Below are 26288 nucleotides of genomic sequence, written 5' to 3'. Positions count from 1 at the left end.
CAGGCCTCAGTCGCCGGACGCGGCCTTGGCCGGCGCCGGTTGCGCCTGGTAGATCAGATACGGCTCGGATTTGTGCTCGATCACCGACTCGTCCACCACCACCTTGCTGACATTTTCCTGCGAGGGCAACTCGTACATCGTATCCAGCAGCACCGATTCGACGATGGTGCGCAGACCTCGCGCGCCGGTCTTGCGCTTGAGCGCCTTCTTGGCGATCGCCGACAGCGCATCGGGGCGGAACTCCAGCTCCACGCCTTCCATGTCGAACAGCTTCTTGAACTGCTTGGTGATGGCGTTCTTGGGCTCGGTCAGGATCTTGATCAGCGCCGGCTCGTCCAGTTCCTCGAGCGTGGCGACCACCGGCAGGCGGCCGACGAACTCGGGGATCAGGCCGAACTTGATCAGATCTTCCGGCTCGACCTCGGCCAGGATCTTGCCGACTTCCTGCTTGCGCTCACTGCTCTTGACCTTGGCGCCGAAGCCGATACCGCCAGCATCGTTGGAACGCTGCTGGATCACCTTGTCCAGCCCGGCGAACGCGCCGCCGCAGATGAACAGGATGTTCTTGGTGTCGACCTGCAGGAATTCCTGCTGCGGATGCTTGCGACCGCCCTGCGGCGGCACCGAGGCCACCGTGCCTTCGATCAGCTTCAGCAGCGCCTGCTGCACGCCTTCGCCGGACACGTCGCGGGTAATCGACGGGTTCTCGCTCTTGCGCGAGATCTTGTCGATTTCGTCGATGTAGACGATGCCCTGCTGGGCCTTCTCGACGTCGTAATCGCACTTCTGCAGCAGCTTCTGGATGATGTTTTCCACGTCCTCGCCGACATAGCCGGCTTCGGTCAGCGTGGTGGCATCGGCGATCGTGAACGGCACATTGAGCAGGCGCGCCAGCGTTTCGGCCAGCAGCGTCTTGCCCGAGCCGGTCGGACCGACCAGCAGGATGTTGGATTTCGCCAGCTCGACGTCATCGTTCTTGCTGCGGCTCTCGATACGCTTGTAGTGGTTGTACACCGCCACGGCGAGCGTGCGCTTGGCGCGCAACTGCCCGATCACGTATTGATCCAGCACCTCAAGAATCTCGCGCGGCTTGGGCAGACTGGAGCGTGCCGACTGCGCCTTCTCTTCGAGTTCCTCGCGGATGATGTCGTTGCACAGCTCAACGCACTCATCGCAGATGAATACGCTGGGACCGGCAATCAGCTTGCGGACTTCATGCTGACTCTTACCGCAGAACGAGCAGTAGAGAATCTTGTTGCTGTCGCCGGAACGACCTTGGCGGTCTTCGCTCATGCTTCTGTTACCCAGTTACCCCACCCGATGCACGGGGGTTCGATTTCGAGAATAGCACAGGGTCGGGAGGACATCCGCCCAGCCCGACCCTGCCGGTTTTTCCTGCAATTTCAGCAATCTGGCGATCAAGACGGCTGGATCGACTCTTCCGGACGGCGTTCCAGCACCTGGTCGACCAAGCCATAGGCCTGCGCATCGACCGCACTCTTGAAGTTGTCGCGCTCGGTATCGCGCGCAATCGTCTCCAGGGATTGGCCGGTGTGCTTGGCCAGGATCTCGTTCAAACGCGAACGCAGGGTCAGGATCTCGCGCGCATGGATGTCGATATCGGTGGCCTGGCCCTGGAAGCCACCCAGCGGCTGGTGGATCATCACGCGCGAGTTCGGCAGCGCATAGCGCTTGCCGGCCGCACCCGATGCCAGCAACAGCGCGCCCATCGAGGCGGCCTGGCCGACGCAGATGGTGCTCACGTCCGGCTTGATGTACTGCATGGTGTCGTAAATCGCCATGCCGGCGGTGACCACGCCGCCCGGCGAATTGATGTAGATGCTGATGTCCTTTTCCGGGTTGTCCGCTTCCAGGAACAGCAGCTGGGCCACGATCACGTTGGCCATGTGGTCGTCGATCGGACCGACCAGGAAGATCAGACGCTCCTTCAGCAGACGCGAGTAGATGTCATACGCACGCTCGCCGCGGCTGGTCTGTTCGACCACCATCGGCACCAGGTTCAGGGCTTTGGTCACAATGCTCATCAGTCTTCCTGTAGTGGCAGCGGCTTGCGCCGATGCCCGGGTTTGACATCCGCATCCCAGCCATCGGGATGCGGGTTGGTGTCACGCGGTCGCTTACCTTAGACCCGAATGGCGTCCTGGAACGACAGCGACTGCTCGGTGTGCTGGGCGCGCTCGGCGATCCAGTCGATCACCTGCTCTTCCATGACACGGCTCTGCAGTCCACTCATCAGTTGGGGGTCGTTGCGGTACATCTCAATGACCTGCTCCGGCTCTTCGTAGGTCGAGGCGATCAGACGCAGCGTTTCGCTGACGCGCTTGGATTCCAGGCGCAGCTCGTTGCGACGGGCCACCTCGCCCACCAGCAGACCGACCAGCACGCGCTTGGCAGCCGCGTCCATGAAACCCTGGTGGGCATCGGCCGGAATCTCGCCCGGGTTGCGGCCGCTGCGGCGGACCTGCTCGACCTGCTGCGCCAGCATCGAACGGGCTTCGTTCTCAACCAGACGCGGCGGCATTTCCACGTGCGCATAGGCGGCGATCAGCTGCTCGCCCACTTCGCGACGCAGGCGGTTCATCAGCGCGCCCTTGAGCTCGCGCTCCAGGTTGGTACGGATGTCGGCGCGGAACTGCTCGGCATCGCCACTCTTCACGCCGAAGCTCTTGATGAACTCCTTGTCCACCACCGGCAGCACCGGCTCGGAGACCTCGACCGCCTTGACGTGCACCTGCACGGTCTTGCCGGCCAGCTGCGGCACGCGCCACTCGGCCGGGAAGTCGATGGTCAGGGTCTTGTCTTCGCCCTTGGCCAGGCCTTCCAGGCCCTTTTCGATCTGGTCGAACATCACGCCCGAGCCCAGCACGCTGCTGCCGGTTTCCACGCCTTCGGCGGGCAGACGCTCGTCGCCGGCCTGCGACCAGGTCTCCAGCGCCACCAGGTCACCGACCTGCGCGCCGCGCTCGACCGGGTTCCAGGTGCGGCGCTGCAGACGCAGGTTCTCGATCATCTGATCGATGTCGGCATCGGTCACTTCGGCGGTATGACGCACCACCGACAGCTTGGCCACGTCGATATCGCCGAAATCCGGCACCACTTCGAAGGTGGCGACGAAGTCGAAATCGCTCTCGCCCTGGTCGATACGCGGGTTGCCGGCCAGACGCAGCGAATGCTCCCGCACCGCCGAATCGAAGGTCTCACGCAGCAGGCCTTCCATCGCCTCGGCACGCACCTGCTGACCGAAGCGCTGCTCGATGACCTTGGTGGGTACCTTGCCCGGGCGGAAACCCTTGATGCGCGTGGTCCGCGCAAGTTCGCGCAGGCGGCCACCGACATGCGTCTCCAGGCGCTCCTGCGGCAGGGTGAAGGTCAGGCGGCGTTCCAGATTGCCGGTGGATTCGATCGATGCTTGCATGTTGACTCCTGCCACCGACTGCACAAGCGTCGGCACGAGATGGAAGATGCGGGTTGACGGATGGCGAGAAAGCCGCCGAGCCTTGTAGTTTCGCCGATAACGGCGGCCGCTGCCAGCGGAATACGCGTCACTGCGCCGCGCAATGGAAAGCCCCCAGGCCTGCGGCGGGAAGCGGCCGGAACACGCACGGCCGCACTGCATTGGTGCGAAAGGGGGGACTCGAACCCCCACGCCTTGCGGCGTCAGAACCTAAATCTGGTGCGTCTACCAATTCCGCCACTTTCGCGATGCTGCCAGCCCGGCCATTGTTGCAGGGATGCCGGGAAAGAAAAAGCATCGCGAGGGCGATGCGGCTGGTAGAAACAGGAGCCGGCTTGCGTGCCTGCCGCCCGCACGGGCAGCACGATGCAAGGCGGCCCTGAATCCGACACACTAAAGGTAAATGCATTCATCATGCCACCCGGCCTAGCGGCGTACCTTCCGCCCCGCTAGCGCTGGGTAAAGCCTAGGTTCGCTAAAATTCCGTTAACACCAGTAGAGGCAGTCATCGCGATGAGAGATCGGTATCGGCAGATCGTGGCCCTGTCCCGCGACTGCATCAAGGAGATCGACCTCGATGGGCGGATTACGGCCATCAACGTCAATGGCCTGACCGAGCTTGGCGCCAGTCATCAGGATCAACTGATCGCGCGGAAGTGGCGCGACCTGTGGCCAGCGGAGGCAGCCGGGCTGGTGGATGCGGCCATCGCCGGCTCCCGTGCCGGTTCGATCCAGGAATTCGAGGCCGCCGGCGTGAACTTCGCCGGCGTGCGCCAGATCTGGCAGGTCGTCACCAGCCCGCTGTTCGATGCGCTTGGCAAGGTCGAAGCAATCCTGGCGGTGAGCAGGAACATCTCCGACCGCCGCGCGCTGGAGACCGCGTTTCGCACACTGGATTCGACCCTGGCCGCAGAGCGCGCGTTTTCCAGCGGCGTGCTGCGCATGGCGCGCGCGCGCGAACATTCGCTGTCGAGCGAACTGCACAGCCTGCGCGACCTGCAAGAGCGCATCGAAGGCGACCTGGACATTGCGCGCGCCGCACAGAGCGCCGCCGAAAAGATTTCCGAGCAGGCGCAAAAGGGCGAAGCGGTAGGACAACTGCTGGCCGGCGTGGTGCACGATTTGAACAACGTGCTGCAGGCGGCAACCTCGGCCATCGAACTGGTGGTACAGCGCGCCAGGATCGATGCGCACGATGCCAAGCTGTTGAGCGTGGCCGACGCGGCGCTTCAACATGGCTCGGTCATGGCACAGCGCCTGGTCGGGTTTTCGCGGCAATATCCGTACAGCCCGGAATCGGTGGACCTGGCGGCCTTGACCGAACAGCTCGGCCCCCTGCTCGAACAGGTGGTCGGCGCGGATCTGCAATTGCAGCTGCGCACCACCGAAGGTGGATGCTGCGCAATGGTGGATCGCCACACGGTGGAACGCGCCATTTTGAACCTGGTGATCAACTCCCGCGATGCCTGCCAGGGTGGCGGCGTCATTCGCGTGGAGACCGGCGACGCCGTGGTCGCTGAAGAACAGGCCAGCCTGGCCAGGCCGGCCGGGCGCTACGTCACCATCGCCGTGGCCGACAACGGGCATGGCATGGATGCGCACGTGCAGGCGCACCTGTTCGAAGCGTATTTCACCACCAAGGATGCCGACAAAGGCGCGGGCCTGGGGCTGGCGCAGGTGTACAGCGCGGTCCGTCAGGCAGGTGGCTTTGTCGAAGTGACATCGGCGCCCGGCCAGGGCGCATGCTTTACGCTGGCGTTCCCACGCATGCAGCAGAGCGCGGCGCCGGCGACCGCCGCATCGCCGTAAGCGACCACGGCTGCAGTTGCCCGTCGCCGATCAGGCGTAGCGCACCGCATCAAGGTCGTAAGCGCCATCCAGTGCAGCAAAGAACCTCTTGCTGCGCATGCTGATGGACGTTGCCTGGCGGCCCGTCACCTCGCGCGAGGCGACACTGCCAGGCGCGACCACATCAGCCAGACAAGCACGGCGCAGGCGCCACCTGCCGCCAGACCACACTGCAGCAGCGTCAGCATGACCGTGCGGTCGGACATCATCGACCAGCCGCCGATGATCGCCAGCAGCAGCACGATCACCCCGGTCGAGAGCAGACCGCTCAACGCACCGATGCCAACGTGGACCAGCAGGTTGGGCCGGCGCCCACGGTACCGCCAGGCACAGATGCGCGCACACAGCCATCCCGCCGCGGCGCAGGCAATCACCGGCAACACCAGGCCGTAGGACCAGGCAACGATCAACAACGCGGTCAGCAGGTCGAACTGGGTCAACAGCACCAGGCCCAGCAGCCCGCCGAGCGGAGGACCGACGATCGCGAAGACGCCAACCTGGCCCAGGATCGAATGCCGCAATGCTCCGGACACAGCAGGCCTCATGTGCGCTCGCTCGACCGGGCAGCGACGACCGGTGGCGATTGCGCACCTGACACAAGCCAGACATCGTGCCCGGCCGAGATCGGCACTGCGTTGCCGCGGCCGCCGACCGAGACGACAGCGAAGCTGCAGCCGATTCCTTGCGTCATCTTTTCCTCAGCACAAAAAGAAAAGCACTTAGGCGGATGCCTAAGTGCTTTTGTTTGGTGGGCCGTCAAGGATTCGAACCTTGGACCTATTGATTAAGAGTCAACTGCTCTACCAACTGAGCTAACGGCCCTGAAACTGATCGCACATTGTATGCGCGTTTTTGCGTCGTTGCAACACCCCGCGATGCATCGGGTCCAACTTTTCCTGCAATCAGTGGGGTGGCTGAGGGGACTCGAACCCCCGACATCTGGAATCACAATCCAGTACTCTAACCAGCTGAGCTACAGCCACCACTGAAACCTACTTCCTACCGCACCGCCGATGGCGCGCCCGACAGGACTCGAACCTGTAACCGCCGGCTTAGAAGGCCGGTGCTCTATCCGGTTGAGCTACGGGCGCCCGGACCGAACTTCGCATTCCCACGCCGTCAAGAGCTCGGAATGGTCGGGGTAGAGGGATTCGAACCCCCGACATCCTGCTCCCAAAGCAGGCGCGCTACCAGACTGCGCTATACCCCGGCGGGACCTTTCAATCCCGAAGGCTGGAAAGGTCGGCTATTTTGGGAATGATTGGGCTTGCTGTCAATCACTCTGTGTAAATCGGACGATCCGGTATCCTCGCGGCATCGCTCGCCAAGTCGGCAGGCATCTACATTTCATGGAGAACACGCATGCGTAGCGGCAATCCCGCCCTTCGGGAATCCACCTTCCTCGACCTCGGTTCCGGCTCGGTAGTCACCCGCGATGGTCAGGCGATGACGCTCAACGGCACCGTCAACAAGACCGGCCTGCTGTTGCTGATGGCAGTGGTCACCGCCGCCTTCGCCTGGTCGCAGTCGATCGGGGCCGATGGCGCTCCGTTGCCTGCCGCGCGGCTGTACATGATCGCCGGCGCGATCGGCGGGCTGGTGTTTGCACTGGCGACCAGCTTCAAGCCGACCTGGGCCCCAGTCACTGCGCCGCTGTACGCGCTGGTGGAAGGCTTCTTCCTGGGCTCGATCTCGGCAGTCTACGAGGCGCGTTTCAACGGCATCGTGTTCCAGGCGGTCCTGCTGACCTTCGGCACCATGTTCGCGCTGCTGTTTGCCTATCGCAGCGGCATGATCAAGGCCACCGAGAACTTCAAGCTGGGCGTGGTGGCAGCCACCGGCGGCATTGCGCTGGTGTATCTGGCGACCATCGTGCTGGGCCTGTTCGGCGTGCGCATCCCCTTCATCCACGACTCGGGCCTGATCGGCATCGGCTTCAGCCTGTTCGTGGTGGTGGTGGCTGCACTGAACCTGGTGCTGGACTTCGACTTCATCGAAAGCGGTGTCGAACAGGGCGCTCCCAAGCACATGGAGTGGTATGGCGCGTTCGGCCTGATGGTGACGCTGGTGTGGCTGTACATCGAGTTCCTGCGCTTGCTGTCGAAGCTGCAGTCGCGGAATTGAGCGGGGAATCGAGCGTCGGAATTGGGGATTCGTAAGAGCGACTCCCCAAATCCCTGGACTCAACGCAAAAAAAGGGCGCCTGGGCGCCCTTTTTTTTTTGCTGTCGCCGTGTCGCTCAGAGGCGGCTGGCGATGGCCTTGGCGAAGCCCATGGTGTTGCCGGTGCCGCCCAGGTCGGGGGTCAGCGAATCCTTGGCTTCCAGGGTGGCCACGATCGCTTCGCGCAGGCGCTCGGCGTTCTGCGGCTGACCGATGTGGTCCAGCATCTGCGCGGCACCCAGCAGCAGCGCGCACGGGTTGGCCTTGCCCTGCCCTGCGATGTCCGGCGCCGAGCCATGCACGGCCTCGAAGATCGCCGCGTCCACACCGATGTTGGCGCCCGGGGCCAGGCCCAGGCCGCCGACCAGACCGGCGCACAGGTCGGAGATGATGTCGCCGAACAGGTTGGTGGTCACGATGATGTCGAACTGCTCAGGACGCATCACCAGCTGCATGCAGGTGTTGTCGACGATCATTTCCTGGAATTCGATTTCCGGGTACTGCGTGGCCACATCGCGTGCCACCTTCAGGAACAGGCCCGAGGTCGACTTGATGATGTTGGCCTTGTGCACCGCGGTGACCTTCTTGCGGCCGGTGGCGCGCGCCAGGTCGAAGGCGTAGCGCACGATGCGCTCGGAGCCCTTGCGGGTGACGCGGGCGCCGGAGAACGCGGTCTCGCCGTCCTCGGACACGGTCTGGCCTTCGCTCAGGTAGGCGCCTTCGGTGTTCTCACGCACCGTGATCAGGTCCACGCCATCGGCGAAACGCGACTTGGTGTTGGGGAACGACTTGGCCGGACGCACGTTGGCGTACAGGTCGAACTTGCGACGCATGGCGACGTTGATCGAGCTGAAGCCCTCGCCGACCGGGGTGGTCAGCGGGCTTTTCAGGGCCACCTTGTTCTTGGTGATCGAGGCCAGGGTGGACTCGGGCAGCAGATCGCCGTGCTTTTCCAGCGCGACCAGGCCAGCGTCGGCGTACTCGTAGGTCAGGCCAGCCTGCAGCGCGTCGAGCACGAACAGCGTGGCATCCATGATCTCCGGGCCGATACCGTCGCCGCGGATGACCGTGATTGTCTGCGTCATAACGTTGGGTTTCCGAACTTGAAGGGGGGAGCGCCAGCCGCAATACCCGGCAGAGCGGCGCAAGGAGGTTTCACAGGCAATTATGCCCGATGCCGGTGAAGGCGCCCAAACCGACCTTGGTCTAAGAGCCCCCGGATGCGCACGGCAGCCATTCGGTGCAGCGAACGGCCGCGCGTACCACCGCCTGCAGGCACAACTTCAGTGCAGCTGCCTGAAAGCACCTGCCGTCCCAGCCAGCGGCCGGTGCCCAAATCGGACCACCTCAACGCAAAGCCGCCAACAACAGGCGGCACGCGCCCTCGCCCGCCGTTACCAATTCCGAATCACCTCTCCCCCTCCCACCCACTCACCCGTGCGCGTGCTGCTCCGGTGCCGGGGCGCCGCCGTCGAGCTGGTCGAGGAAGTCCACCGCGCGACGCAGATGCGGGATGACGATGGAGCCGCCGACCACCAGGCCGACCGAGAAGGTTTCGAAGAATTCCTCGCGGGTCACGCCGGCCTCCTTGCACTGGGCGACGTGGTAGCTGATGCAGTCGTCGCAGCGCAGCACCATCGAGGCGACCAGGCCGAGCAGTTCCTTGGTCTTCACATCCAGCGCGCCCGCCTGGTAGGTCTGGGTGTCCAGCGCAAAGAACCGGCGCACCACCTGGTTGGGCTCGGCCAGGATGCGCTGGTTCATGCGCTGGCGGAATTCGGTGAACTCGCGCAGCCGGTCGTCGCTGCCGCTGCCGGTCTCGCTCATGCCTGGCCGCCTGTGTTGCCGGCCAGCAAGGGCTCGAGCTTGCCGGCCCGGTGCATCGCCATCATGTCGTCGTAACCGCCCACATGGACGTCGCCGACAAAGATCTGCGGCACGCTGGTGCGCTTGGCCAGCGCAACCATCTTGTTGCGCTCGGCCGGATCCAGGTCGATGCGCACCTCGGTCCAGGTCCGGCCCTTGCTCTTGAGGAAGTTCTTGGCCGCCACGCAGTACGGGCAAATGGCGGAGGAATACAGGGTGATCTGCGGGCCGCTGGCCGCATCCTGCACGTTGGTGTCTTGGCTCACGGGAAACTCCGTGGTTGGTCTGAGGTCTGACAATGGTACCGGGCGACTGGAATTTCCATGTCGTCACCGCAACACTGTGGATTAACCGATGATTCACGCCATCGCGCCGTGCTGCCTGCATGCTCCGCGCACCACCTGGGAGTTCCACTTGCGCCTGCTACCGCTCGCCACCGCCCTCACGCTGGCCGTTGCCATGGGGGTGGCACCCGCGCAGGAAAACCGCCTGCCCGACATCGGCTCGTCTGCCGGCGAGCTGCTGACCCCGGCGCGCCAGGCCGAGTACGGCAAGATGATGCTGGCCGAGTTGCGCAACTACGACTACGTGCTGGACGACCCGCTGATCACCGACTGGCTGCAGACCATGGGCACCCGGCTCGGCGCCAACAGCGACCAGCCGCAGCAGCCGTTTACGTTTTTCATGCTGCGCGACCGCCAGATCAACGCCTTCGCCACGCTGGGCGGCTATATCGCGGTCAATGCCGGGCTGGTGTTGACCGCCGAGCGCGAGGACGAGGTGGCCGCGGTGCTGTCGCACGAAATCGCCCACGTCACCCAGCAGCATGTGCTGCGCGGGGTGGAACGGGCGCAGCGCGACCAGATCCCGATCCTGCTCGGCATGCTGGCGGCGGTGGTCGCCGCGCAACAGGCCGGCGGCAATTCCAAGGGCGATGCCACCATGGCCGGCATCACCAGTGCGATGGGGCTGATGCAGCAGCGCCAGATCGACTACACCCGCTCCAACGAATCCGAGGCCGACCGGCTGGGCATCCGCACGCTGGTGCGCAGCGGCTACGACGTGGATGCGATGGCCGGCTTCTTCGAGCGCATGTCGGTGGCGATGCGCGCCAACGAGGGTGGCTACAGCGCGCCGGACTTTCTGCAGACCCACCCGGTCACGGTCACCCGCATCAGCGAGGCCAAGGCGCGCGCCGAGCAGATGAAGAAGAACACCGTGGTGCTGACCACCTCGGTGCCGGGCGGCACGCGCCAGGAACGGGTGGACCCGGCCGACCCGTCGCTGTCCGAACCGCTGAGCCGCAACGGCAACGCACTGCTACCGTATGCGCTACGGCTGCCGGTGGATGCGCTGAGCCGCAGCGGCGACCAGCAGAACTTCGACTGGGCCAAGGAACGCCTGCGCGTGCTCAGCGCCACCACGCCGGATGCGGCCATCCGCGAATACGAGACCCTGCGCCGCAGTGCCAAGCACGGCCTGACCGATGCGCAGCGCTACGGGCTGGCGCTGGCACGCCTGCGCAACAGCGGCGGGCGGCCCGGCGAGCCGGTGGCCGAACTGACCAGCCTGCTGGAGGCGCACCCCGACAACCTGTGGCTGACGCTGGGGCTGAGCGAGGCGCAGGCGCGGGTGGGCCAGCGCGAGGTGGCCAATGCGCGTTTCGACGCGCTGCTCAAGCAACTGCCGAACAACCGCGCGGTGGCGCTGACCTATGCCGGCGCGCTCAACGAGCAGGCCAGCAAGGAATCCGGCCAGCGCGCGCGCCAGGTGCTGGAGCCGCTCCTGCATCGCAGCAGCGAAGATCCCCTGTTGCAACAGACCTACGCGCGCGCCTGCGAGCTGTCCGGCGACCATCTGCGCGCCAGCGAGGCCTATGCCGAAGCTGCGTACTTGAACGGACGTCCGGAACAGGCGCTGATCCAGCTGGAAGCGCTGAAGAAGAAAGATCTCGACTATGTGACACGGGCGCGGGTGGACGCACGCATCGCGGCGATCACGCCGACCGTGCTGGAGCTGCGCCGGCAAGGCATCCGCGACCCGGATCTGTCGACGCGCTAGCGCATGTGACGGTTGGCGCAATGGTCATTCGAGCGTGGGTCGACGGGTTCAACACCGCGCCTGCCAGCGGCACAGGCCGCTTCGGCCGCGGCGGCTGTCGTCCGGCATGTCACATTAGAGTCACAAAACCGTAGTCTACTGGCGATCAACCAAAGCCAGACGGTAAGCCCCGCGTGCAAAAACGCATTCTGATCGTCGACGACGAACCCGCGATCCGCGACATGGTGGCGTTCGCGCTGCGCAAAGGCGAGTTCGAACCCATCCATGCCGGCGATGCCCGCGAGGCGCAGACCGCCATCGCCGACCGCGTGCCGGACCTGATCCTGCTGGACTGGATGTTGCCAGGCACCAGCGGGCTGGATCTGGCACGGCGCTGGCGCAAGGAACAGCTGACCCGCGAGATTCCGATCATCATGCTGACCGCACGCGGCGAAGAGAACGACCGCGTCGGTGGCCTGGAAGCCGGGGTCGACGATTACGTGGTCAAGCCGTTCTCGGCGCGCGAGCTGCTGGCGCGCATCCGCGCGGTGATGCGCCGTACCCGCGAGGACGACGAGGACGGCAGCGTGGCGGTGGGCCGCCTGCGCATCGACGGCGCCGCGCACCGGGTGTTTGCCGGCGACGCACCGGTGCCGATCGGCCCGACCGAATACCGCCTGCTGCACTTTTTCATGACACATCCCGAGCGCGTGTATACCCGCACCCAGCTGCTGGATCATGTCTGGGGCGGCAGCGTGTATGTGGAAGAGCGCACCATCGACGTGCACATCCGCCGCCTGCGCAAGACGCTGGAACCGTTCGGCCTGGAAAACATGGTGCAGACCGTGCGTGGCTCGGGCTACCGTTTCTCTTCGGCAACCTAGTGCTTGCCGCACAGCCGGTCGGCCCTGCCGCTGGGCTGGCTCGCACGCCCACCTGACGCTCCGTGGTAACGCCTTCCATGCCTCAACATATCCGTTCCGCCTGGCTCAAGACGCTCGGCACTCTCGCGCTGTTGCTGGGCGCTGCCGTGCTGGTCGGCGTGCTGATCGAGCATGTGTGGATGGCGTTGACGCTGACCGCGCTGGGGGTGCTGGCCTGGCATTACTGGCGGCTGCGCCAGGTGCTGCAGCGCCTGACCGCGCGCCAGCGTGCCGAGCCCGCCGCCGGGATCGGCGCCTGGAACGAGCTGGATCGCCTGCTCTATCGCAGCCAGGCCGAAATGCGCGCGCGCAAGCGTCGCCTGATCGAGATGCTGCGCACCTACCGCGCCGCCGCGCAGGCGCTGCCGGATGCGGTGGTGGTGGTGGATCGCAACAGCCAGCGCGTGCAGTGGTTCAACCGGGCCGCGGGCGGACTGCTGGGGCTGCATCATCCGGGCGACATGGGCGTGTCGGTGGTGGAGCGGTTGCAGCCGTTGCCGCTGGCGCACTGGCTGGCCGCCGGCCGCAACGCCGAGCCCATGCTCGACGCCGCCTCGCCGGTGGATCCGGATCTGCGCCTGAATCTGCGCCTGATCCCCTACTCGGACGATTACTGGCTGCTGGTGGCGCGCGATGTCAGCAAACTGCTGCGACTGGAGCAGGTGCGCCGCGACTTCGTGGCCAACGTCTCGCACGAGCTGCGTACGCCATTGACGGTGGTGCACGGCTACCTGGACATGCTCGACCCGGAAGACTTTCCCGATTCGGGCCCGATGCTGGCCGAGATGCGCAAGCAGTCGCAGCGCATGGCGCAGCTGGTCGAAGACCTGCTGACGCTGTCGCGGCTGGAATCGCAGGAAGAACTCGGCGAGGAACACGTGGCGATGGCGCCGATGCTGTCGACGCTGCGGCGCGAGGCCGAAGCGCACAGCCAGGGCCGCCACACCGTGGAAGTGTTCGACGAGGCCGGCGTGGACCTGCTCGGCTCCAACAAGGAGCTGCATAGCGCCTTCTCCAACCTGGTCACCAATGCGGTGCGCTACACGCCCGGCGGCGGCACGGTGACGATCCGCTTCGTGCGCGAAGGCGATGGCGCGGCCCTGGCGGTGCGCGACACCGGCTACGGCATTCCCGCCTCGCATCTGCCGCGCATCACCGAGCGCTTCTATCGCGTCTCCAGCAGCCGCTCGCGCGAGAGTGGCGGCACCGGGCTGGGACTGTCGATCGTCAAGCACATCCTGGGACTGCACCAGGCGCGTCTGGAAATCGAAAGCGAAGTCGGACGCGGGAGCGAATTCTCATGCCATTTTGTCGCTGCGCGCGTCGTGCAGCGCGATCAGTCCCTGCCACTGTCACGTTCGGCGTGATATGTAAGAGGTGCGCGCCGCACCGCGGTGCGATGCACGCGCTCACGACGCGCTACATCGCCTGCGCTGCCTCTGGCGCGCTGCCACGCCGCACACCATCTCCGTCTTGATGACCGATTCCAATGGGCCACGCCAAAGAACTGCACGACGTCACACCTTCCGAGGACATCGCCACCGATCCGTTGCGCGATCCGGCGCTGTACATCAACCGGGAACTGTCGCAACTGGACTTCAATTTCCGGGTGCTGGCACAGGCGTTGGACGAGCAGGTGCCATTGCTGGAACGGCTGCGGTTCCTGTGCATTTCCTGCACCAACCTGGATGAATTCTTCGAGATCCGCGCCGCCACCGTGCGGCATGCGCAGGAGTTCGGCCTGCCGCCGGCGCCGGATGGCCTGAGCCCGACCGCCATCCTCAACGCAGTCCACGACCGCGCCGCCAAGCTGGTCGAACAGCAGTACCACGCGTGGAATGAAGTGCTGCGCCCGGCGATGGAAGATGCCGGCGTGGCCGTGCTCAGCCGCACGGCCTGGACCTCGCGTCAGAAGCGCTGGCTGCGGGCGTACTTCCGCAACGAGATCATGCCGGTGCTGTCGCCGCTGGGGCTGGACCCGGCGCATCCGTTTCCGAAGATCCTCAACAAGACCTTGAACATCGTGGTGGTGCTGGAGGGCCAGGACGCATTCGGGCGCGCCGGTCATCTGGCCATCGTGCGTGCGCCGCGCTCGTTGCCGCGCATCATCCAGCTGCCGGCGAGCCTGTCGCCGGAGGGCACGCAGAGCTTCGTGTTCCTGTCCTCGGTGCTGTCCGAGTTCGTCGACGAGCTGTTCCCCGGCATGCAGGTCAAGGGCTCGTATCAGTTCCGTGTCACCCGCAACTCCGAGCTGGTGGTGGACGAGGAAGAAGTCGAGAACCTGGCGCTGGCCTTGCGCGACGAGCTGGTCACCCGCGGCTATCGCCCGGCGGTGCGCCTGGAGATCGCGCACGACTGCCCGGCGCCGATCATGCGCACCCTGCTGCAGAACTTCGGCCTGAACGAAAACGCGGTATACCGCATCGTCGGGCCGGTCAACCTGAGCCGCGTCACCCAGGTCTACGATCTGGTGCAGCGCCCCGAACTGAAGTATCCGTTGTTCAACCCGCGCACCCTGCGCGACAACGACGGCATCTTCGAGATCGTCAGCAAGGGCGATGTGCTGCTGCATCACCCCTTCGATGCGTTCACCGCGGTGCTGGACGTAATCCGCCAGGCCGCGGTCGACCCGAACGTGCTGGCGATCAAGCAGACGCTGTACCGCACCGGCAAGGACTCGCTGATCGTCGATGCGCTGATCCTGGCCGCGCGCAACGGCAAGGACGTCACCGTGGTGGTGGAGCTGCGCGCGCGCTTCGACGAAGAGGCCAACCTGGGCCTGGCCGACAAGCTGCAGGAAGCCGGCGTGCAGGTAGTGTACGGCGTGGTCGGCTTCAAGACGCACGCCAAGATGCTGCTGATCGTGCGCCGCGAGGGACGCAAGCTCAAACGCTATGTGCATCTGGGCACCGGCAACTACCACAGCGGTACCGCACGCCTGTACACCGACATCAGCCTGATCACCGCGGATGTGGAAATCGGCAACGATGTGCACATGCTGTTCCAGCAGTTGTCCGGGCTGGCTCCGCGCATGAAGCTGGAGCAGTTGCTGCAGTCGCCCTTCACCCTACACGCCGGCGTGTTGAAGCGGATCGAGCGTGAAACGCGGCTGGCCCGCAACGGCCGCCCGGGCCGCATCATCGCCAAGATGAATGCCCTCAACGAGCCGCAGGTCGTCCGTGCGCTGTATACCGCCTCGCAAGCCGGCGTGCAGATCGACCTGATCGTGCGCGGCGCCTGCACGCTGCGCCCGGGCGTCCCCGGCGTGTCGGACAATATCCGCGTGCGCTCGATCGTGGGGCGTTTTCTGGAACATAGTCGCGTGTACTGGTTCGGCAACGATGGCGCGGCAGAGTTGTACTGCGCCAGCGCCGATTGGCTGGAGCGCAACCTGCTGCGGCGCGTGGAGACCTGCTTCCCGATCCTGGACCCGGATCTGGCCAAGCGCGTCTACCGCGAGGTGCTGCAGAACTACCTGGACGACAACGTCAACGCCTGGGAGCTGGATGCCGATGGCGTCTATCACAAGCGCCTACCGGGCCCTGGCGAGCCGGCCCATTCGGCCCAGATGACCTTGCTCGAACGGATCTGAAAGCGGCACGGGCGCGGCCCCTCACGGGGCAAACGGCCCATCGGCTACCATGCGCCCATGCCAATGCCCTCCCCCACGATCCCGCCCCTGCGCGATGGCGATTTCCTCGCCGCCATCGACTTAGGATCCAACAGCTTCCACATGGTCATTGCGCGCTACCTGATGGGTCAGCTGCGCGTGGTCGATCGCCTGCGCGAAACCGTGCGCATGGCCGACGGCCTGGATGGCAAGGGCGGCCTCTCCAACGAAGCGCGCCAGCGTGCGCTCGAATGCCTGGCGCGCTTCGGCCAGCGCATCCGGGAAGTGCCGTCGTTGCGCGTGCGCGCGCTGGCCACCAACACGGTGCGTCAGCTGCGCTCGCCGCAGGCGTTCCTGATGCCGGCCGAAACCGCGCTCGGGCATGCGATCGAAGTCGTCAGCGGACGCGAGGAAGCGCGCCTGATCTATCTCGGCGTTGCGCATGCGCAACCGCCCAAGCCCGATCAACGCCGGCTAGTGATCGACATCGGCGGCGGCTCGACCGAGTTCATCATCGGCCGCGGATTCCAGACCCTGGAACGCGAGTCCCTGCAGGCCGGCTGCATCGCCAGCACGCGCCGCTTCTTTCCCGGCGGCAAGCTGTCGAAGAAGAAATGGAAGGATGCGCTGACCGAGATCGGCACCGAATTCCAGCAGTTCGCCAATCAGTACAAGGCGCTGGGCTGGCACGAGGCGATCGGCTCGTCCGGCACGCACAAGGCCATCGGCGAGATCTGTGCGGCGATGAAGCTCACCAAGGGCGCAATCACCGCCGAGGCGCTGCCGGCGCTGCGCGATGAACTGCTCAAGGCCAAGCGCATCGAGGACATCCAGTTGCCCGGCCTGGCCGCCGAGCGGCGGCCGATCATCGCCGGCGGCATCCTGGTGCTGGAAGCGGCGTTCCAGGCCCTGGGGCTGGAGAAGCTGATGGTCAGCAAGGCGGCGATGCGCGAAGGCATCCTCTACGACATGCTCGGCCGCGGCGGCGAGAACGACCCGCGCGACAGCTCGGTGGCCTCGCTGGTGCAGCGCTACGGCATCGACGAAGTGCAGGCGCAGCGCGTGGAAGCCACTGCCTGCCGCCTGTTCGACCAGGTCTGCGAATCCTGGCAGCTGGATGGCGACGACGCGCAGGTGTTGCGCCGCGCTGCGCGCCTGCACGAGCTGGGCCTGATCATCGCGCACAGCCAGTATCACGTGCACGGCAGCTACATCCTGGAGCACTCGGACATCGCCGGTTTCTCGCGCCAGGAGCAGCAGGTGCTGGCATCGCTGGTGCGCACGCACCGGCGCAACGTGCCCAAGACCGCGTTCGATGCGCTGCCGGACCGCCTGCTGCTGCCGACCCGGCGCAAGGCCGCGCTGCTGCGGCTGGCGGTGCTGCTGCATCGCGCCCACGAATCGGACCCGATTCCGACCCTGGAACTCACCGCCGACGACACCCGCCTGTCATTGATCCTCTCGCAAAGCTGGATCGACTCGCGCCCGCTGCTGCGCGCCGACCTGATCGGCGAAGTCGAGAGCATGGCCGGGCTGGGGATCGCGTTCAAACCGTTTGTGACCTGAGGCCTGCGGCCTCAGGCGGGAATCGGGAATGGGGATTCGGGAATAGTCGACCACGGAGCTCTGAGAAGTTCTGACTGGTGGCGATTGCGCTAAACAAGTGCAGCACGCTGCCTTTGCGATTCCCCATTCCCCATTCCCCATTCCCGGCTCCACTGTCACCGCCGCGACTTATCCGCGCAACATCCATGCCATCGCCCTCCCGGAAGCTAGCGAAAACCGGAGAACGGGCATGCGCTACGCGATCGTTACCGAAACCTATCCCCCCGAAGTCAACGGTGTTGCGCTGACCGTGCACGGGCTGGAAACCGGCCTGCGCGCACGCGGACACCAGGTGGACGTGGTGCGTCCACGGCAGAGCGGCGATACCGATGCGGCCACCGCCCTGCTGGTGCGCGGCGCGGCGCTGCCGCGCTACCCGGGACTGAAATTCGGATTGCCGGCAACCCAACGCCTCGTTCGTCATTGGCAAATCACGCAACCGGATGCGGTCTATGTGGCCACGGAAGGCCCCCTGGGCTGGTCGGCGATGCGTGCGGCACGCCGGCTCGGCATTCCGGTCGCCACCGGCTTCCATACCCGCTTTGACGAATACCTGCCCGACTACGGTGCCGCTTGGCTGCAGGGTACTGCGCTGCGCTGGATGCGCCGCTTCCACAATCAGGCCGAGGCCACCCTGGTGCCCACGCGCGAGCTGCAGCAGTTCCTGCGCGACGGCGGCTTCGAGCGCGTGCAGTTGCTGGCACGCGCGGTGGACAGCCAGCAGTTCGATCCGGCCCGGCGCGATCCGGCCTTGCGTGCCGAATGGGGCATCGAGGGCGAAGGCTTCGCCGCGATCTATGTCGGACGCATCGCCAACGAAAAGAACCTGCCGTTGGCGATTCGCGCGTTCCGCAAGCTGCAGCAGATCCGCCCGAAGGCGCGCTTCGTCTGGGTGGGCGATGGCCCGGCACGCGAAAAAATCGCGCACGAGAATCCGGACTTCATCTTCTGCGGCATCCAGCGCGGCGAGGCGCTGGCGCGCCACTTCGCCAGCGGCGATCTGTTCCTGTTCCCCAGCCGCAGCGAGACCTTCGGCAACGTGACCCTGGAGGCGATGGCCAGTGGTGTGGCCACCGTGGCCTTCGACTACGGCGCCGCACGCGAGTATCTGCGCAGCGGCCACAGCGGTGCGGCAGTGGAGAACGACGAGGCGTTCATCCAGGCGGCCGTCGCACTCACCGACGACGATGCGATGCGCCAGCGCCAGGGTGCGGCGGCCGCACAGGCGATGAAGAAACTGCATCCGGACAACGTGGTCTCCGACTTCGAGGCCTTGCTGATGGGCATCACTGCGGCACGGGGGCGTTATGTCGGCAACGCGGCTTGAACTTCTGCGCGGTCACGAAGCGCGCTGGTGCCGGCGCGCCAACCACTGGTGCCGTCGCCACCCGGTGCGGCGCGCATTCGCCACCATCAGTCGGCTCGGCGATGGCGTGTTCTGGTACAGCCTGATGGGTTTGCTGGTGCTGCTCGACGGCATGGACGGCGTGCGCGCATCTGCGCACATGGCCGCCACCGGCGTGCTCGCGCTGACCTTGTACAAATCGCTCAAGCGCTGGACGCGTCGGCCACGCCCGTATGCGGCCGACGTGCGCATCCGCGCCTGGGTGGCGCCGCTGGACGAGTTCAGTTTTCCGTCCGGCCACACCTTGCATGCGGTGTCCTTCAGCATCGTGGCACTGGCCTACTACCCGTGGCTGGCGCCCCTGCTGGTGCCGTTCTCGGCCGGCGTGGCGCTGTCGCGCGTGGTGCTGGGCCTGCACTATCCCAGCGATGTCCTCGCTGCCACCGCGATCGGCGTAGTGCTGGCCAGCCTGTCGCTGTGGGGATTGCCGGTGTTGCTCGGCTGAGGATTGAGCGCTGTCATCGCGGCATCTGCCCGACCAGGCCGGTGATCCTCTCGTTGCCGCAGCCAGCCGTTCACCCGGCACTCGCTCCGCGATGCAACGCTCCACCGACTCCCGATTCCCGATTCCCGTCCCGCGCTCCCGCCGTACAATGGCGCGATGACGACCCTGTTCATTTCCGACCTGCATCTGGATCCGGCCCGGCCGGCGATCACCGAGCTGTTTCTGGACTTCCTGCGCACGCAGGTGCCCGGTAGCGACGCGCTCTACATCCTTGGCGATCTGTTCGAAGCCTGGATCGGCGATGACACGCCATCGACCGCTGCCGATGCGGTGGCCGTGGCGCTGCATGCGGTGGCCGATAGCGGCGTGCCGGTGTTCTTCATGCCGGGCAACCGCGACTTCCTGGTCGGCGAAGCGTATGCGCAACGCGCGGGCTTCCGCATCCTGCCCGACCCCACCGTGGTCGATCTGTACGGACACCCGACCTTGCTGATGCATGGCGATTTGCTGTGCACCGACGACACCGCCTACCAGGCGTTCCGTGCGCAGACGCGCGATCCGGTCTTTCAGGCGCAGTTCCTGGCGCAGCCGCTGGCCGCGCGGGTGGCCTTCGCGCAGCAGGCACGCGCTGCCAGCCAGGCGCGTCATGCAGAACTCAAGCAGGGCGACCAATCGCGCTTCGAGACCGTCACCGATGTCACCCCGGCCGAGGTGGAGGCCACCTTCGTGCGGTATGGCCTAGATCGCCTGATCCATGGTCACACCCATCGCCCTGCAATCCACACCCTGCAGGCCGGCGGCCAGACCTGCACGCGCATCGTGCTGGGCGACTGGTACGAACAAGGCTCGGTATTGCATGTGGATGCCGACGGCGTGTCGCTGGAGCAGTTGCCGCTTTAACGTGGCTGACAGCAAGTAGCGAGCGGCCAGCTCGGCGCAGGCCGCTCGCCCGGAACCCGTTTGCAAGCGACAGACCGCGATGGGCACATGGAGGCGAGCGCCGTGGTTTCGAACTCAGGCCTGCGCACACTCGGTGTGCTGCTCATCCGTACTGGAATGCAGATAGATGCGTCGACGGGTTGTCGGCACGCCTGATCGCGCCAGCCTGCTGATACGCAACCGCACGGTCCATGCAGCCTCCAGACGCATCACTGCATGCTGCGCGCATGTTCGGCGTAGTCGACAAAGTCGCCATTGACTATGTCGTACCAGAGCACCGTGCCATCGGCCTGCACGCGGAACCGATCGCGCACCGGGTTGGTCTGCGGATCGCCGGGGCACTCGTTGCCATGCCGCTCGCGCACTGCGAAGTCGAACGCATCCGCTGAGGGCTCAGCGTCGTCTTCGTCGACGATGCTGATGCAGTTGTCCGGATAGAAATGGTCGTTCTGCAGGCGGGTTTCCAGCACATCCAGCGCGCGGGCGCGGGCATCGTTGCCGGTCGTGGCTGCCGGCGCGGACACCGCCGGTTTGGGTGGCGCAGGGGCCGGGTCGGCAGGTTGCTGTTTGCAGCCGGCAACTGCCAGCGCGACCAGGCACAGCGCCGCATAACGCAGGGACTTGGACATGGGTGTTCCGCTCCGCAGGACACGCCGGCAGCTGCCGGCAGTGCCTCTAGTCTGCGCGATCACTGCGCCTGCGTGTAGCGGCAAAGGCCCGGCACCTGCGTGCCGGGCCCGACGACGGAACGATCGGCTTGGTACTCAGCGGAAGCCGGCGATGGTGGCCTTGGTGTTGACCAGCACGCGCTGATTGTCGGCGGTGCTGGCGTTGCCCATGGGCACGCCGTTGTAGCTGATGTTGGGGTTGGACCAGTAGTTCAGGCGCGGGCAGCTGCTGCTGCAGTCGTAGGCCATGATGGTGCGCCAGCTGTTGCCGTAGCGATAACCGTGCCCGTAGGCATATGGCGAGGTGCTGGGGTCGTTGGTGGCGTCGTGACGGGCGCTCTGCAGATGGCCGATTTCATGCGCGAAGCTGTAATAGCCGGTGGCGCAGTCCCAGTACACCGAAGCAAACGCAGTCGCTGCGGTGGAGCCGATGCCCGATGCCAGGCCGCAGTAGCTGCTGTTGTTCAATACGATCACGCCCACATCGGCGGTGTAGGTGTTGCGGCTGGTGTGGATGCTGTCCATGTAACCGTCGTTGGTTACGCGGAAGCGCTGCAGGTCGGTAGTGAAATTGCCGGTTTCGCTGTAGCTGGTGGTCTCGTAACGCGCCAGCTGCAAGGTGATGCCGACATTGCTGTTGATGTAGCCCTGGTTGGCCTCGGCCACTGCCAGTTGCACCAGCGACTGCATGTTGCCGCCGTAGGCGGTCACCGCCTGATTGGTGGCCACTACCAGCACGCGGATGGTCGCCGGGCTGCCCGACGATGCGGCGGCCGCGGTGACGCGCCCGTCGCTGGGCATGTCGATCTTCGGCAGCAGGCTGTATTCGGCCGGGTGTTCCTGCGGCAGGCGGCTTTCTTCCACCTGCACCAGCACATGGCGGCCATCGGCGAGCGGCCGCAGCCGATACAGCTTGCCGGCGTAGCGGATGGTGCCGGTGACGGTATCGCCGCTGCGTACCAGGATGGCCGAGTTCAGCGGATCCACACCCGACAGCGTGCGGGCACGGGTGCCGGCGCGCGGGCCGAGATTGCCGTACCACACGCTATCGCCGCCTTCCAGCGCATCGACCTTGGCCTGGGTGGCGGTGACGGTCTGGCCATCCAGCTGCAGTTCCAGCAGCTTTTCCGAGGCAGTGACGGCACCGGCGTCAAGCTGGACCACCTGCGCGTTGGCGGTGGACGGTGCGCTGAGCAGGCGCTGCAACGAGGGTTCGGCAGTGGCGGTGGCGCTCGCACTGCGGCTCAGCGCAGGGCCGGATTGATACAGCGGCTTGCCGGCAGCGGCGGCCGAACCGGCCAGACACATGGCGATCAGACCCACCGTGGTGCACATCGACTTCGACTTCATCGTCTCTCTCTCCTTAGACATGGAAGTAACGGATGTGAAACACCGGGCCCCTGCCCCCGGGACGCCATTAAGGCGCGTCGGTCCGTGCCGATTGCAAGTTGTTACAAAAGAAAATTACGTTTTTGTGATGTCTGCCGTTGAATGGATGCGATTCCGGCAGCTGTGCGGGAGGACCCAGCGCACAGTCCGGTGATCGAACGCGCGTTGCCGCGCAGATGGCGTGTTGCGCGTGGAGGCAACCGGGCGCGGGCACCATGCCACGACGAAGGACAGCGATGCGCGTCGAAGTCATGCGCTGCAATCGTTCTGCCGCCAATGCGCTCGGTACTCCACGAGCGAGGCTGCAAACGCGCATCACCCAGCGTGGAACCGGTGCGAGCCAATTCAATCTGCTCCGCAAATGGCGATCGACCGATCGCGCACTGCAGCCCGCCCACACATTCACCACCGGCCGCTCAGCCGGCCTGCTCCACCAGATCGGCCAGTTCGTTCTCATCGAAGCCGGCAAGCAGCCGCGCCTGCAGATTGAACGGGCCATGCAGGTAACCGCCGGCGTACTCGTGCAGCAGCGCCTTGAAGCGCGCGCGCGGCTCGATGCCGGCCTGCGCGCAATACCAGCGGTACCAGCGCGAGCCGGCCGCCACATGCGCCACCTCTTCGCGCAGGATGGTGTCCAGCACCTCGGCAGTGGCGGTATCGCCGAGCGAGCGCAGCTTGACGATCATCGCCGGTGTCACATCCAGCCCGCGCGCTTCCAGCACGCGCGGCACCAGCGCCATGCGTGCCAGGCCGTCATGTGCGGTTTTCTCGCACATTTCCCACAGGCCGTTGTGCGCGGCGAAGTCGCCGTAGTCGTGGTCGTGGTCGTGCAATCGCGCGCGCAGCAGCATGAAGTGGCGCGATTCGTCGTCGGCCACGCCAACCCAGTCGGCATAGAACGCCGCCGGCAACCCACGGAAGCGATACACCGCATCCCAGGCCAGGTCGATGGCGTTGAGCTCGATATGCGCGATGGCGTGGATAAAGGCGGCGCGGCCTTCCGGGTTGCCCAGCCCGCGCCGCGGCACCTCGCGCGGATGCACCAGCACCGGCCTTGCAGGTCGGCCAGGCATGCGGATCGGCTCCGGAGGCGCCGCCTGCGGCGGTGGCAACGGCAACGCACCGGCGCGGAACGCGGCCGCATGTCGCTGCGTCAACGCGACTTTCTCCAGCGGATCGGCCGCTTGCAGGCAGGCATGTGCGGCTTGCAGAAGATCCATCGTGTCCATCACTCCGTCGTTGCGGTAGCCGCCAGATCGACAACTGGCGCTTCGATCTGCAGCGGCGATCGAGACCCCTACGCAGCCGTCGCAGGTGCGGTCTGGGAGCAACCAGCAGCTGGCGCCACTGCCGAACCTGCTCAGCGCACCCGCCTGTCGATCGGCAGTAGCCAAATCACGCGATCGCCACGCAGGTACTCCTGCGAGGCACAGCGGTTCTAGGCCATGTCTGGGTAGTGCCGAGCTGCAGCGCTACCGCACTGCCTCACGCGCGGCGACGCTTCTTGGCATCGTCCGAGCGCAATTGCTGGATGCGTTCGAAATAGCCCGGTTCGATGCCGGTGATGTACTCGCCGTTGAAGCACGAGGAATCGAACTGCTGGATGTCCGGGTTGCCTTCGCGCACGGCCACTTCCAGGTCTTCCAGATCCTGGTAGATCAGCCAGTCGCAGCCCAAAAATTCCTGGATTTCCAGCTCGCTGCGGCCATGCGCGATGAGTTCTTCGGCCGCCGGCATGTCGATGCCGTAGATATTGGGGTAACGCACCGGCGGCGCGGCCGAGGCCAGATACACCTTGCGCGCACCGGCATCGCGCGCCATCTGCACGATCTGCCGGCTGGTGGTGCCGCGCACGATCGAATCGTCGACCAGCAGCACCACGCGGTTGCGGAACTCCAGGTGGATCGGATTGAGCTTGCGCCGCACCGATTTCTGCCGCTCGCCCTGCCCCGGCATGATGAAGGTCCGGCCCACGTAGCGATTCTTGACGAAGCCCTCGCGGTACTTCACCCCGAGCACGTTGGACATCTCCAGCGCCACATCGCGCGAGGTGTCCGGGATCGGGATGATGGTGTCGATATCGTGGTCCGGGCGCAGCCGCAGGATCTTCTCGCCCAGCTTCAGGCCCATGCGCATGCGCGCCTTGTGCACCGAGATGTTGTCGATCATCGAGTCGGGACGCGCGAAGTACACGTACTCGAAGATGCACGGCGCGTTGACGGTCGGTGCGGCGCAGACTTCCGAAAACAGCTCGCCGCGCGCGGTGATCACCATCGCCTCGCCGGGGCGCACGTCGCGCACGCGCTGGTAGCCGAGGATGTCCAGCGCGGCCGATTCGGAGGAAACGATGTATTCGGTGCCTTCGGCATGCTCGCGCTTGCCCAGCACCAGCGGACGGATGCCATGCGGGTCGCGGAAGGCCACCAGGCCCAGGCCCAGCACCACGCTGACCACCGCATAGCCGCCCTTGCAACGGCGATGCACGCCGGCCACCGCGCGGATCGCCGCTTCCGGGGTCAGCATGCGCTGCGCGTCCAGCTCGTAGGCGAACACGTTCAGCAGCACTTCGCTGTCCGAATCGGTGTTGATGTTGCGGCGGTCGGCTTCGAACACCTGCTGGCGCAAGGCCTCGGTGTTGATCAGGTTGCCGTTGTGCGCCAGCGCGATACCGTAGGGCGAGTTGACGTAGAACGGCTGCGCCTCGTCCATGCCTTCCGAGCCTGCGGTCGGGTAGCGGCAATGCGCGATGCCGACCCGGCCTTCCAGCACCGCCATCTTCTTTTCGTCGAAGACGTCGCGTACCAGCCCGTTGGCCTTTTGCACACGCAGGCGCGTGCCGTCTGCGGTGGCGATGCCTGCGGCGTCCTGCCCACGATGCTGCAGGACGGTCAGGCCGTCATAGAGCTGCCCGGCGACGTTCTGGTTGCCGACAATACCGACGATGCCACACATGGTGCGCGTTCTCCGCTACGGCTTGCGCCGTTACTGTGAAGGGGGCCGTGCCTGGCCTTGGGACTCGACCCGAGCCGGGTCGCTTTCTCCGCCGCGAACCTGCGCCGGATCGATATTGGCCGGCATCGCCTGCGCCGGATCGCGTCCGTCGCTGGCGGCTTTGCCGGGTTGCCCAAGCGCACGCGTGATGGTGTCGCTCAGACCGGACCCGGACAGCGCCTTGCCCAGGTCCGTATTATCGCCTGCCGAGGGCAACTTCCCCAACTCCGTTGGCAAGTTGCCGAGTTCCATTGATGGCATGTCCATCGACGGCATCCGCCAGGCCGGCAGTTGCGCCCGCATCCAGCTCGCGCCCGGCGACAGCATCGGCATCAGCATCGACTGGCGCCAGGACGGCTCGCGCGGCAGCGGCGTGAAGCTCATCAGCAGCACCAGCACGCTGGCCAGAAAACCGCCGCGCACCAGCCCCAGGCCGAACCCGAGCATGCGGTCCATCCCGCCCAGGCGCACCGCATCCACCCCGGCACGGATCACCATGCCGATCACCGCCACGGTGATCAGCACGCCGACGAACACCATCGCGTAGCCGCCAAACGATTCGGTCGCCGACGGATGCTTGCCGTCGGCGATCCAGCGTGCAGCCGGGCCGCCGAACTGGAATGTCGCCCAGCCGGCCAGCAACCACGACAGCGTGCCGACCACGATGGCGACAAACCCGCGCAGCAGGCCCAACAGGGCCGACACCAGGATGATGACGCCCAGCACCATGTCGATCATTGCCCACTTCTCCGCGCGGCGCGTGCGCCGCTGGTCCAACCTGGCTCGGTGTTCATTGCGCTCCCCTCCATGGGTGTGAGGCGATCAGGAAATCCGCTCGCCGCTGGCGATACCACGCAAGCGGCGATCAGGCGGGCTGCGGACGAGCCGCACTGCACGTAGCGAACCAACCGGCATGCCGATC

At 65.7% G+C, this 26288-nt stretch carries 22 protein-coding genes and 5 tRNA genes; 10 read left to right on the top strand and 17 right to left on the bottom strand.

Annotated elements, in window-relative coordinates; translation table 11 throughout:
* Nucleotides 1–6 precede the first annotated feature (6 nt).
* The 4 genes from clpX to AC06DU_RS05210 form a co-directional block, all read right to left on the bottom strand.
* Nucleotides 7–1293 carry an ATP-dependent Clp protease ATP-binding subunit ClpX gene (gene clpX, locus AC06DU_RS05225; RefSeq protein WP_003483788.1) on the bottom strand — a complete coding sequence of 429 codons (1287 nt, stop codon included), beginning with the start codon at nt 1291–1293 and terminating at the stop codon, nt 7–9.
* 125 nt (nt 1294–1418) lie between these two features.
* Nucleotides 1419–2045 (bottom strand): ATP-dependent Clp endopeptidase proteolytic subunit ClpP, encoded by a 627-nt coding sequence (gene clpP / locus AC06DU_RS05220; protein ID WP_002806026.1) that lies wholly within the window; start codon nt 2043–2045, stop codon nt 1419–1421.
* A 98-nt stretch (nt 2046–2143) separates the two neighbouring features.
* Nucleotides 2144–3436 carry a trigger factor gene (gene tig / locus AC06DU_RS05215; RefSeq protein WP_024938422.1) on the bottom strand — a complete coding sequence of 431 codons (1293 nt, stop codon included), beginning with the start codon at nt 3434–3436 and terminating at the stop codon, nt 2144–2146.
* A 201-nt stretch (nt 3437–3637) separates the two neighbouring features.
* Nucleotides 3638–3722: transfer RNA gene (locus AC06DU_RS05210), tRNA-Leu, on the bottom strand.
* Nucleotides 3723–3988: 266 nt separating this feature from the next.
* Between AC06DU_RS05210 and AC06DU_RS05205 the strand changes: the two genes are divergently transcribed.
* Nucleotides 3989–5284 carry a sensor histidine kinase gene (locus tag AC06DU_RS05205; RefSeq protein ID WP_478203717.1) on the top strand — a complete coding sequence of 432 codons (1296 nt, stop codon included), beginning with the start codon at nt 3989–3991 and terminating at the stop codon, nt 5282–5284.
* Between the two features lie 125 nt (nt 5285–5409).
* Here the strand turns inward: AC06DU_RS05205 and AC06DU_RS05200 are convergent, their stop codons facing one another.
* The 5 genes from AC06DU_RS05200 to AC06DU_RS05180 all read right to left on the bottom strand — a co-directional run bounded on the left by AC06DU_RS05200 (nt 5410) and on the right by AC06DU_RS05180 (nt 6533).
* Complete coding sequence (locus tag AC06DU_RS05200) at nt 5410–5868, bottom strand: hypothetical protein (protein ID WP_227023902.1); 459 nt, start codon at nt 5866–5868, stop codon at nt 5410–5412.
* 201 nt (nt 5869–6069) lie between these two features.
* Nucleotides 6070–6145, bottom strand: a tRNA-Lys gene (locus AC06DU_RS05195).
* A gap of 84 nt (nt 6146–6229) precedes the next feature.
* Nucleotides 6230–6306 (bottom strand) — tRNA-His (locus AC06DU_RS05190).
* Between the two features lie 31 nt (nt 6307–6337).
* A tRNA-Arg gene (locus tag AC06DU_RS05185) sits at nt 6338–6414 on the bottom strand.
* A gap of 42 nt (nt 6415–6456) precedes the next feature.
* Nucleotides 6457–6533 (bottom strand) — tRNA-Pro (locus AC06DU_RS05180).
* 152 nt (nt 6534–6685) lie between these two features.
* On the opposite strand from AC06DU_RS05180, the gene AC06DU_RS05175 reads away from it, so the two are divergent.
* On the top strand, nt 6686–7447 hold the full coding sequence (locus tag AC06DU_RS05175; protein WP_039523860.1) for a Bax inhibitor-1/YccA family protein: 762 nt from the start codon (nt 6686–6688) through the stop codon (nt 7445–7447).
* A gap of 115 nt (nt 7448–7562) precedes the next feature.
* On the opposite strand, the gene AC06DU_RS05170 is transcribed toward AC06DU_RS05175, so the two are convergent.
* The 3 genes from AC06DU_RS05170 to grxC all read right to left on the bottom strand — a co-directional run bounded on the left by AC06DU_RS05170 (nt 7563) and on the right by grxC (nt 9617).
* Complete coding sequence (locus AC06DU_RS05170) at nt 7563–8570, bottom strand: isocitrate dehydrogenase (RefSeq protein ID WP_005998180.1); 1008 nt, start codon at nt 8568–8570, stop codon at nt 7563–7565.
* Nucleotides 8571–8916: 346 nt separating this feature from the next.
* Nucleotides 8917–9312, bottom strand: a complete 396-nt coding sequence (locus tag AC06DU_RS05165) for a carboxymuconolactone decarboxylase family protein (protein ID WP_046345833.1) — start codon at nt 9310–9312, stop codon at nt 8917–8919.
* On the bottom strand, nt 9309–9617 hold the full coding sequence (gene grxC / locus AC06DU_RS05160; protein ID WP_016902239.1) for a glutaredoxin 3: 309 nt from the start codon (nt 9615–9617) through the stop codon (nt 9309–9311). The genes AC06DU_RS05165 and grxC overlap by 4 nt, the downstream gene beginning before the upstream one ends.
* 148 nt (nt 9618–9765) lie before the next feature.
* Here grxC and AC06DU_RS05155 point away from each other — a divergent pair, with 148 nt between their 5' ends.
* The 8 genes from AC06DU_RS05155 to lpxH all read left to right on the top strand — a co-directional run bounded on the left by AC06DU_RS05155 (nt 9766) and on the right by lpxH (nt 20279).
* A complete protein-coding gene (locus AC06DU_RS05155) occupies nt 9766–11412 on the top strand; it encodes a M48 family metalloprotease (RefSeq protein WP_046346236.1) in 1647 nt (548 codons plus the stop codon).
* Nucleotides 11413–11585: 173 nt separating this feature from the next.
* The gene (gene phoB / locus AC06DU_RS05150; RefSeq protein ID WP_002806631.1) at nt 11586–12275 is read left to right on the top strand and encodes a phosphate regulon transcriptional regulator PhoB; all 690 of its coding nucleotides are present in this window, start codon (nt 11586–11588) and stop codon (nt 12273–12275) included.
* A gap of 77 nt (nt 12276–12352) precedes the next feature.
* Nucleotides 12353–13681 carry a phosphate regulon sensor histidine kinase PhoR gene (gene phoR, locus AC06DU_RS05145; protein WP_039523856.1) on the top strand — a complete coding sequence of 443 codons (1329 nt, stop codon included), beginning with the start codon at nt 12353–12355 and terminating at the stop codon, nt 13679–13681.
* A gap of 122 nt (nt 13682–13803) precedes the next feature.
* Nucleotides 13804–15906, top strand: coding sequence for a polyphosphate kinase 1 (ppk1, locus tag AC06DU_RS05140; protein WP_179464663.1), 2103 nt, complete (start codon nt 13804–13806; stop codon nt 15904–15906).
* 63 nt (nt 15907–15969) lie between these two features.
* On the top strand, nt 15970–17490 hold the full coding sequence (ppx, locus tag AC06DU_RS05135) for an exopolyphosphatase (RefSeq protein WP_024938415.1): 1521 nt from the start codon (nt 15970–15972) through the stop codon (nt 17488–17490).
* A gap of 229 nt (nt 17491–17719) precedes the next feature.
* Nucleotides 17720–18856: a glycosyltransferase family 4 protein gene (locus AC06DU_RS05130; protein ID WP_478203716.1), complete on the top strand. Its 1137-nt coding sequence runs from the start codon at nt 17720–17722 to the stop codon at nt 18854–18856.
* Nucleotides 18837–19379: a phosphatase PAP2 family protein gene (locus AC06DU_RS05125; protein ID WP_016902233.1), complete on the top strand. Its 543-nt coding sequence runs from the start codon at nt 18837–18839 to the stop codon at nt 19377–19379. Before AC06DU_RS05130 ends, AC06DU_RS05125 begins: the two co-directional genes overlap by 20 nt.
* A 156-nt stretch (nt 19380–19535) precedes the next feature.
* Entirely contained in the window at nt 19536–20279 is a 744-nt protein-coding gene (gene lpxH, locus AC06DU_RS05120) for a UDP-2,3-diacylglucosamine diphosphatase (protein ID WP_016902232.1), read from the top strand.
* A 248-nt stretch (nt 20280–20527) separates the two neighbouring features.
* Here lpxH and AC06DU_RS05115 read toward each other — a convergent pair whose 3' ends face one another.
* The 5 genes from AC06DU_RS05115 to AC06DU_RS05095 form a co-directional block, all read right to left on the bottom strand.
* Nucleotides 20528–20947, bottom strand: a complete 420-nt coding sequence (locus tag AC06DU_RS05115) for a hypothetical protein (RefSeq protein WP_154831539.1) — start codon at nt 20945–20947, stop codon at nt 20528–20530.
* A 135-nt stretch (nt 20948–21082) separates the two neighbouring features.
* The gene (locus AC06DU_RS05110) at nt 21083–22336 is read right to left on the bottom strand and encodes a zinc-dependent metalloprotease (RefSeq protein WP_039530459.1); all 1254 of its coding nucleotides are present in this window, start codon (nt 22334–22336) and stop codon (nt 21083–21085) included.
* A gap of 455 nt (nt 22337–22791) precedes the next feature.
* The gene (locus AC06DU_RS05105) at nt 22792–23595 is read right to left on the bottom strand and encodes a ferritin-like domain-containing protein (RefSeq protein WP_478203715.1); all 804 of its coding nucleotides are present in this window, start codon (nt 23593–23595) and stop codon (nt 22792–22794) included.
* 265 nt (nt 23596–23860) lie between these two features.
* The gene (gene purF, locus AC06DU_RS05100; RefSeq protein WP_016902228.1) at nt 23861–25327 is read right to left on the bottom strand and encodes an amidophosphoribosyltransferase; all 1467 of its coding nucleotides are present in this window, start codon (nt 25325–25327) and stop codon (nt 23861–23863) included.
* 30 nt (nt 25328–25357) lie between these two features.
* Nucleotides 25358–26104, bottom strand: coding sequence for a CvpA family protein (locus AC06DU_RS05095; RefSeq protein WP_016902227.1), 747 nt, complete (start codon nt 26102–26104; stop codon nt 25358–25360).
* Between the last annotated feature and the right edge of the window lie 184 nt (nt 26105–26288).

This window comes from Xanthomonas sp. NCPPB 3200, assembly GCF_056393585.1.
This window is presented reverse-complemented; position numbering and strand designations above follow the sequence as displayed.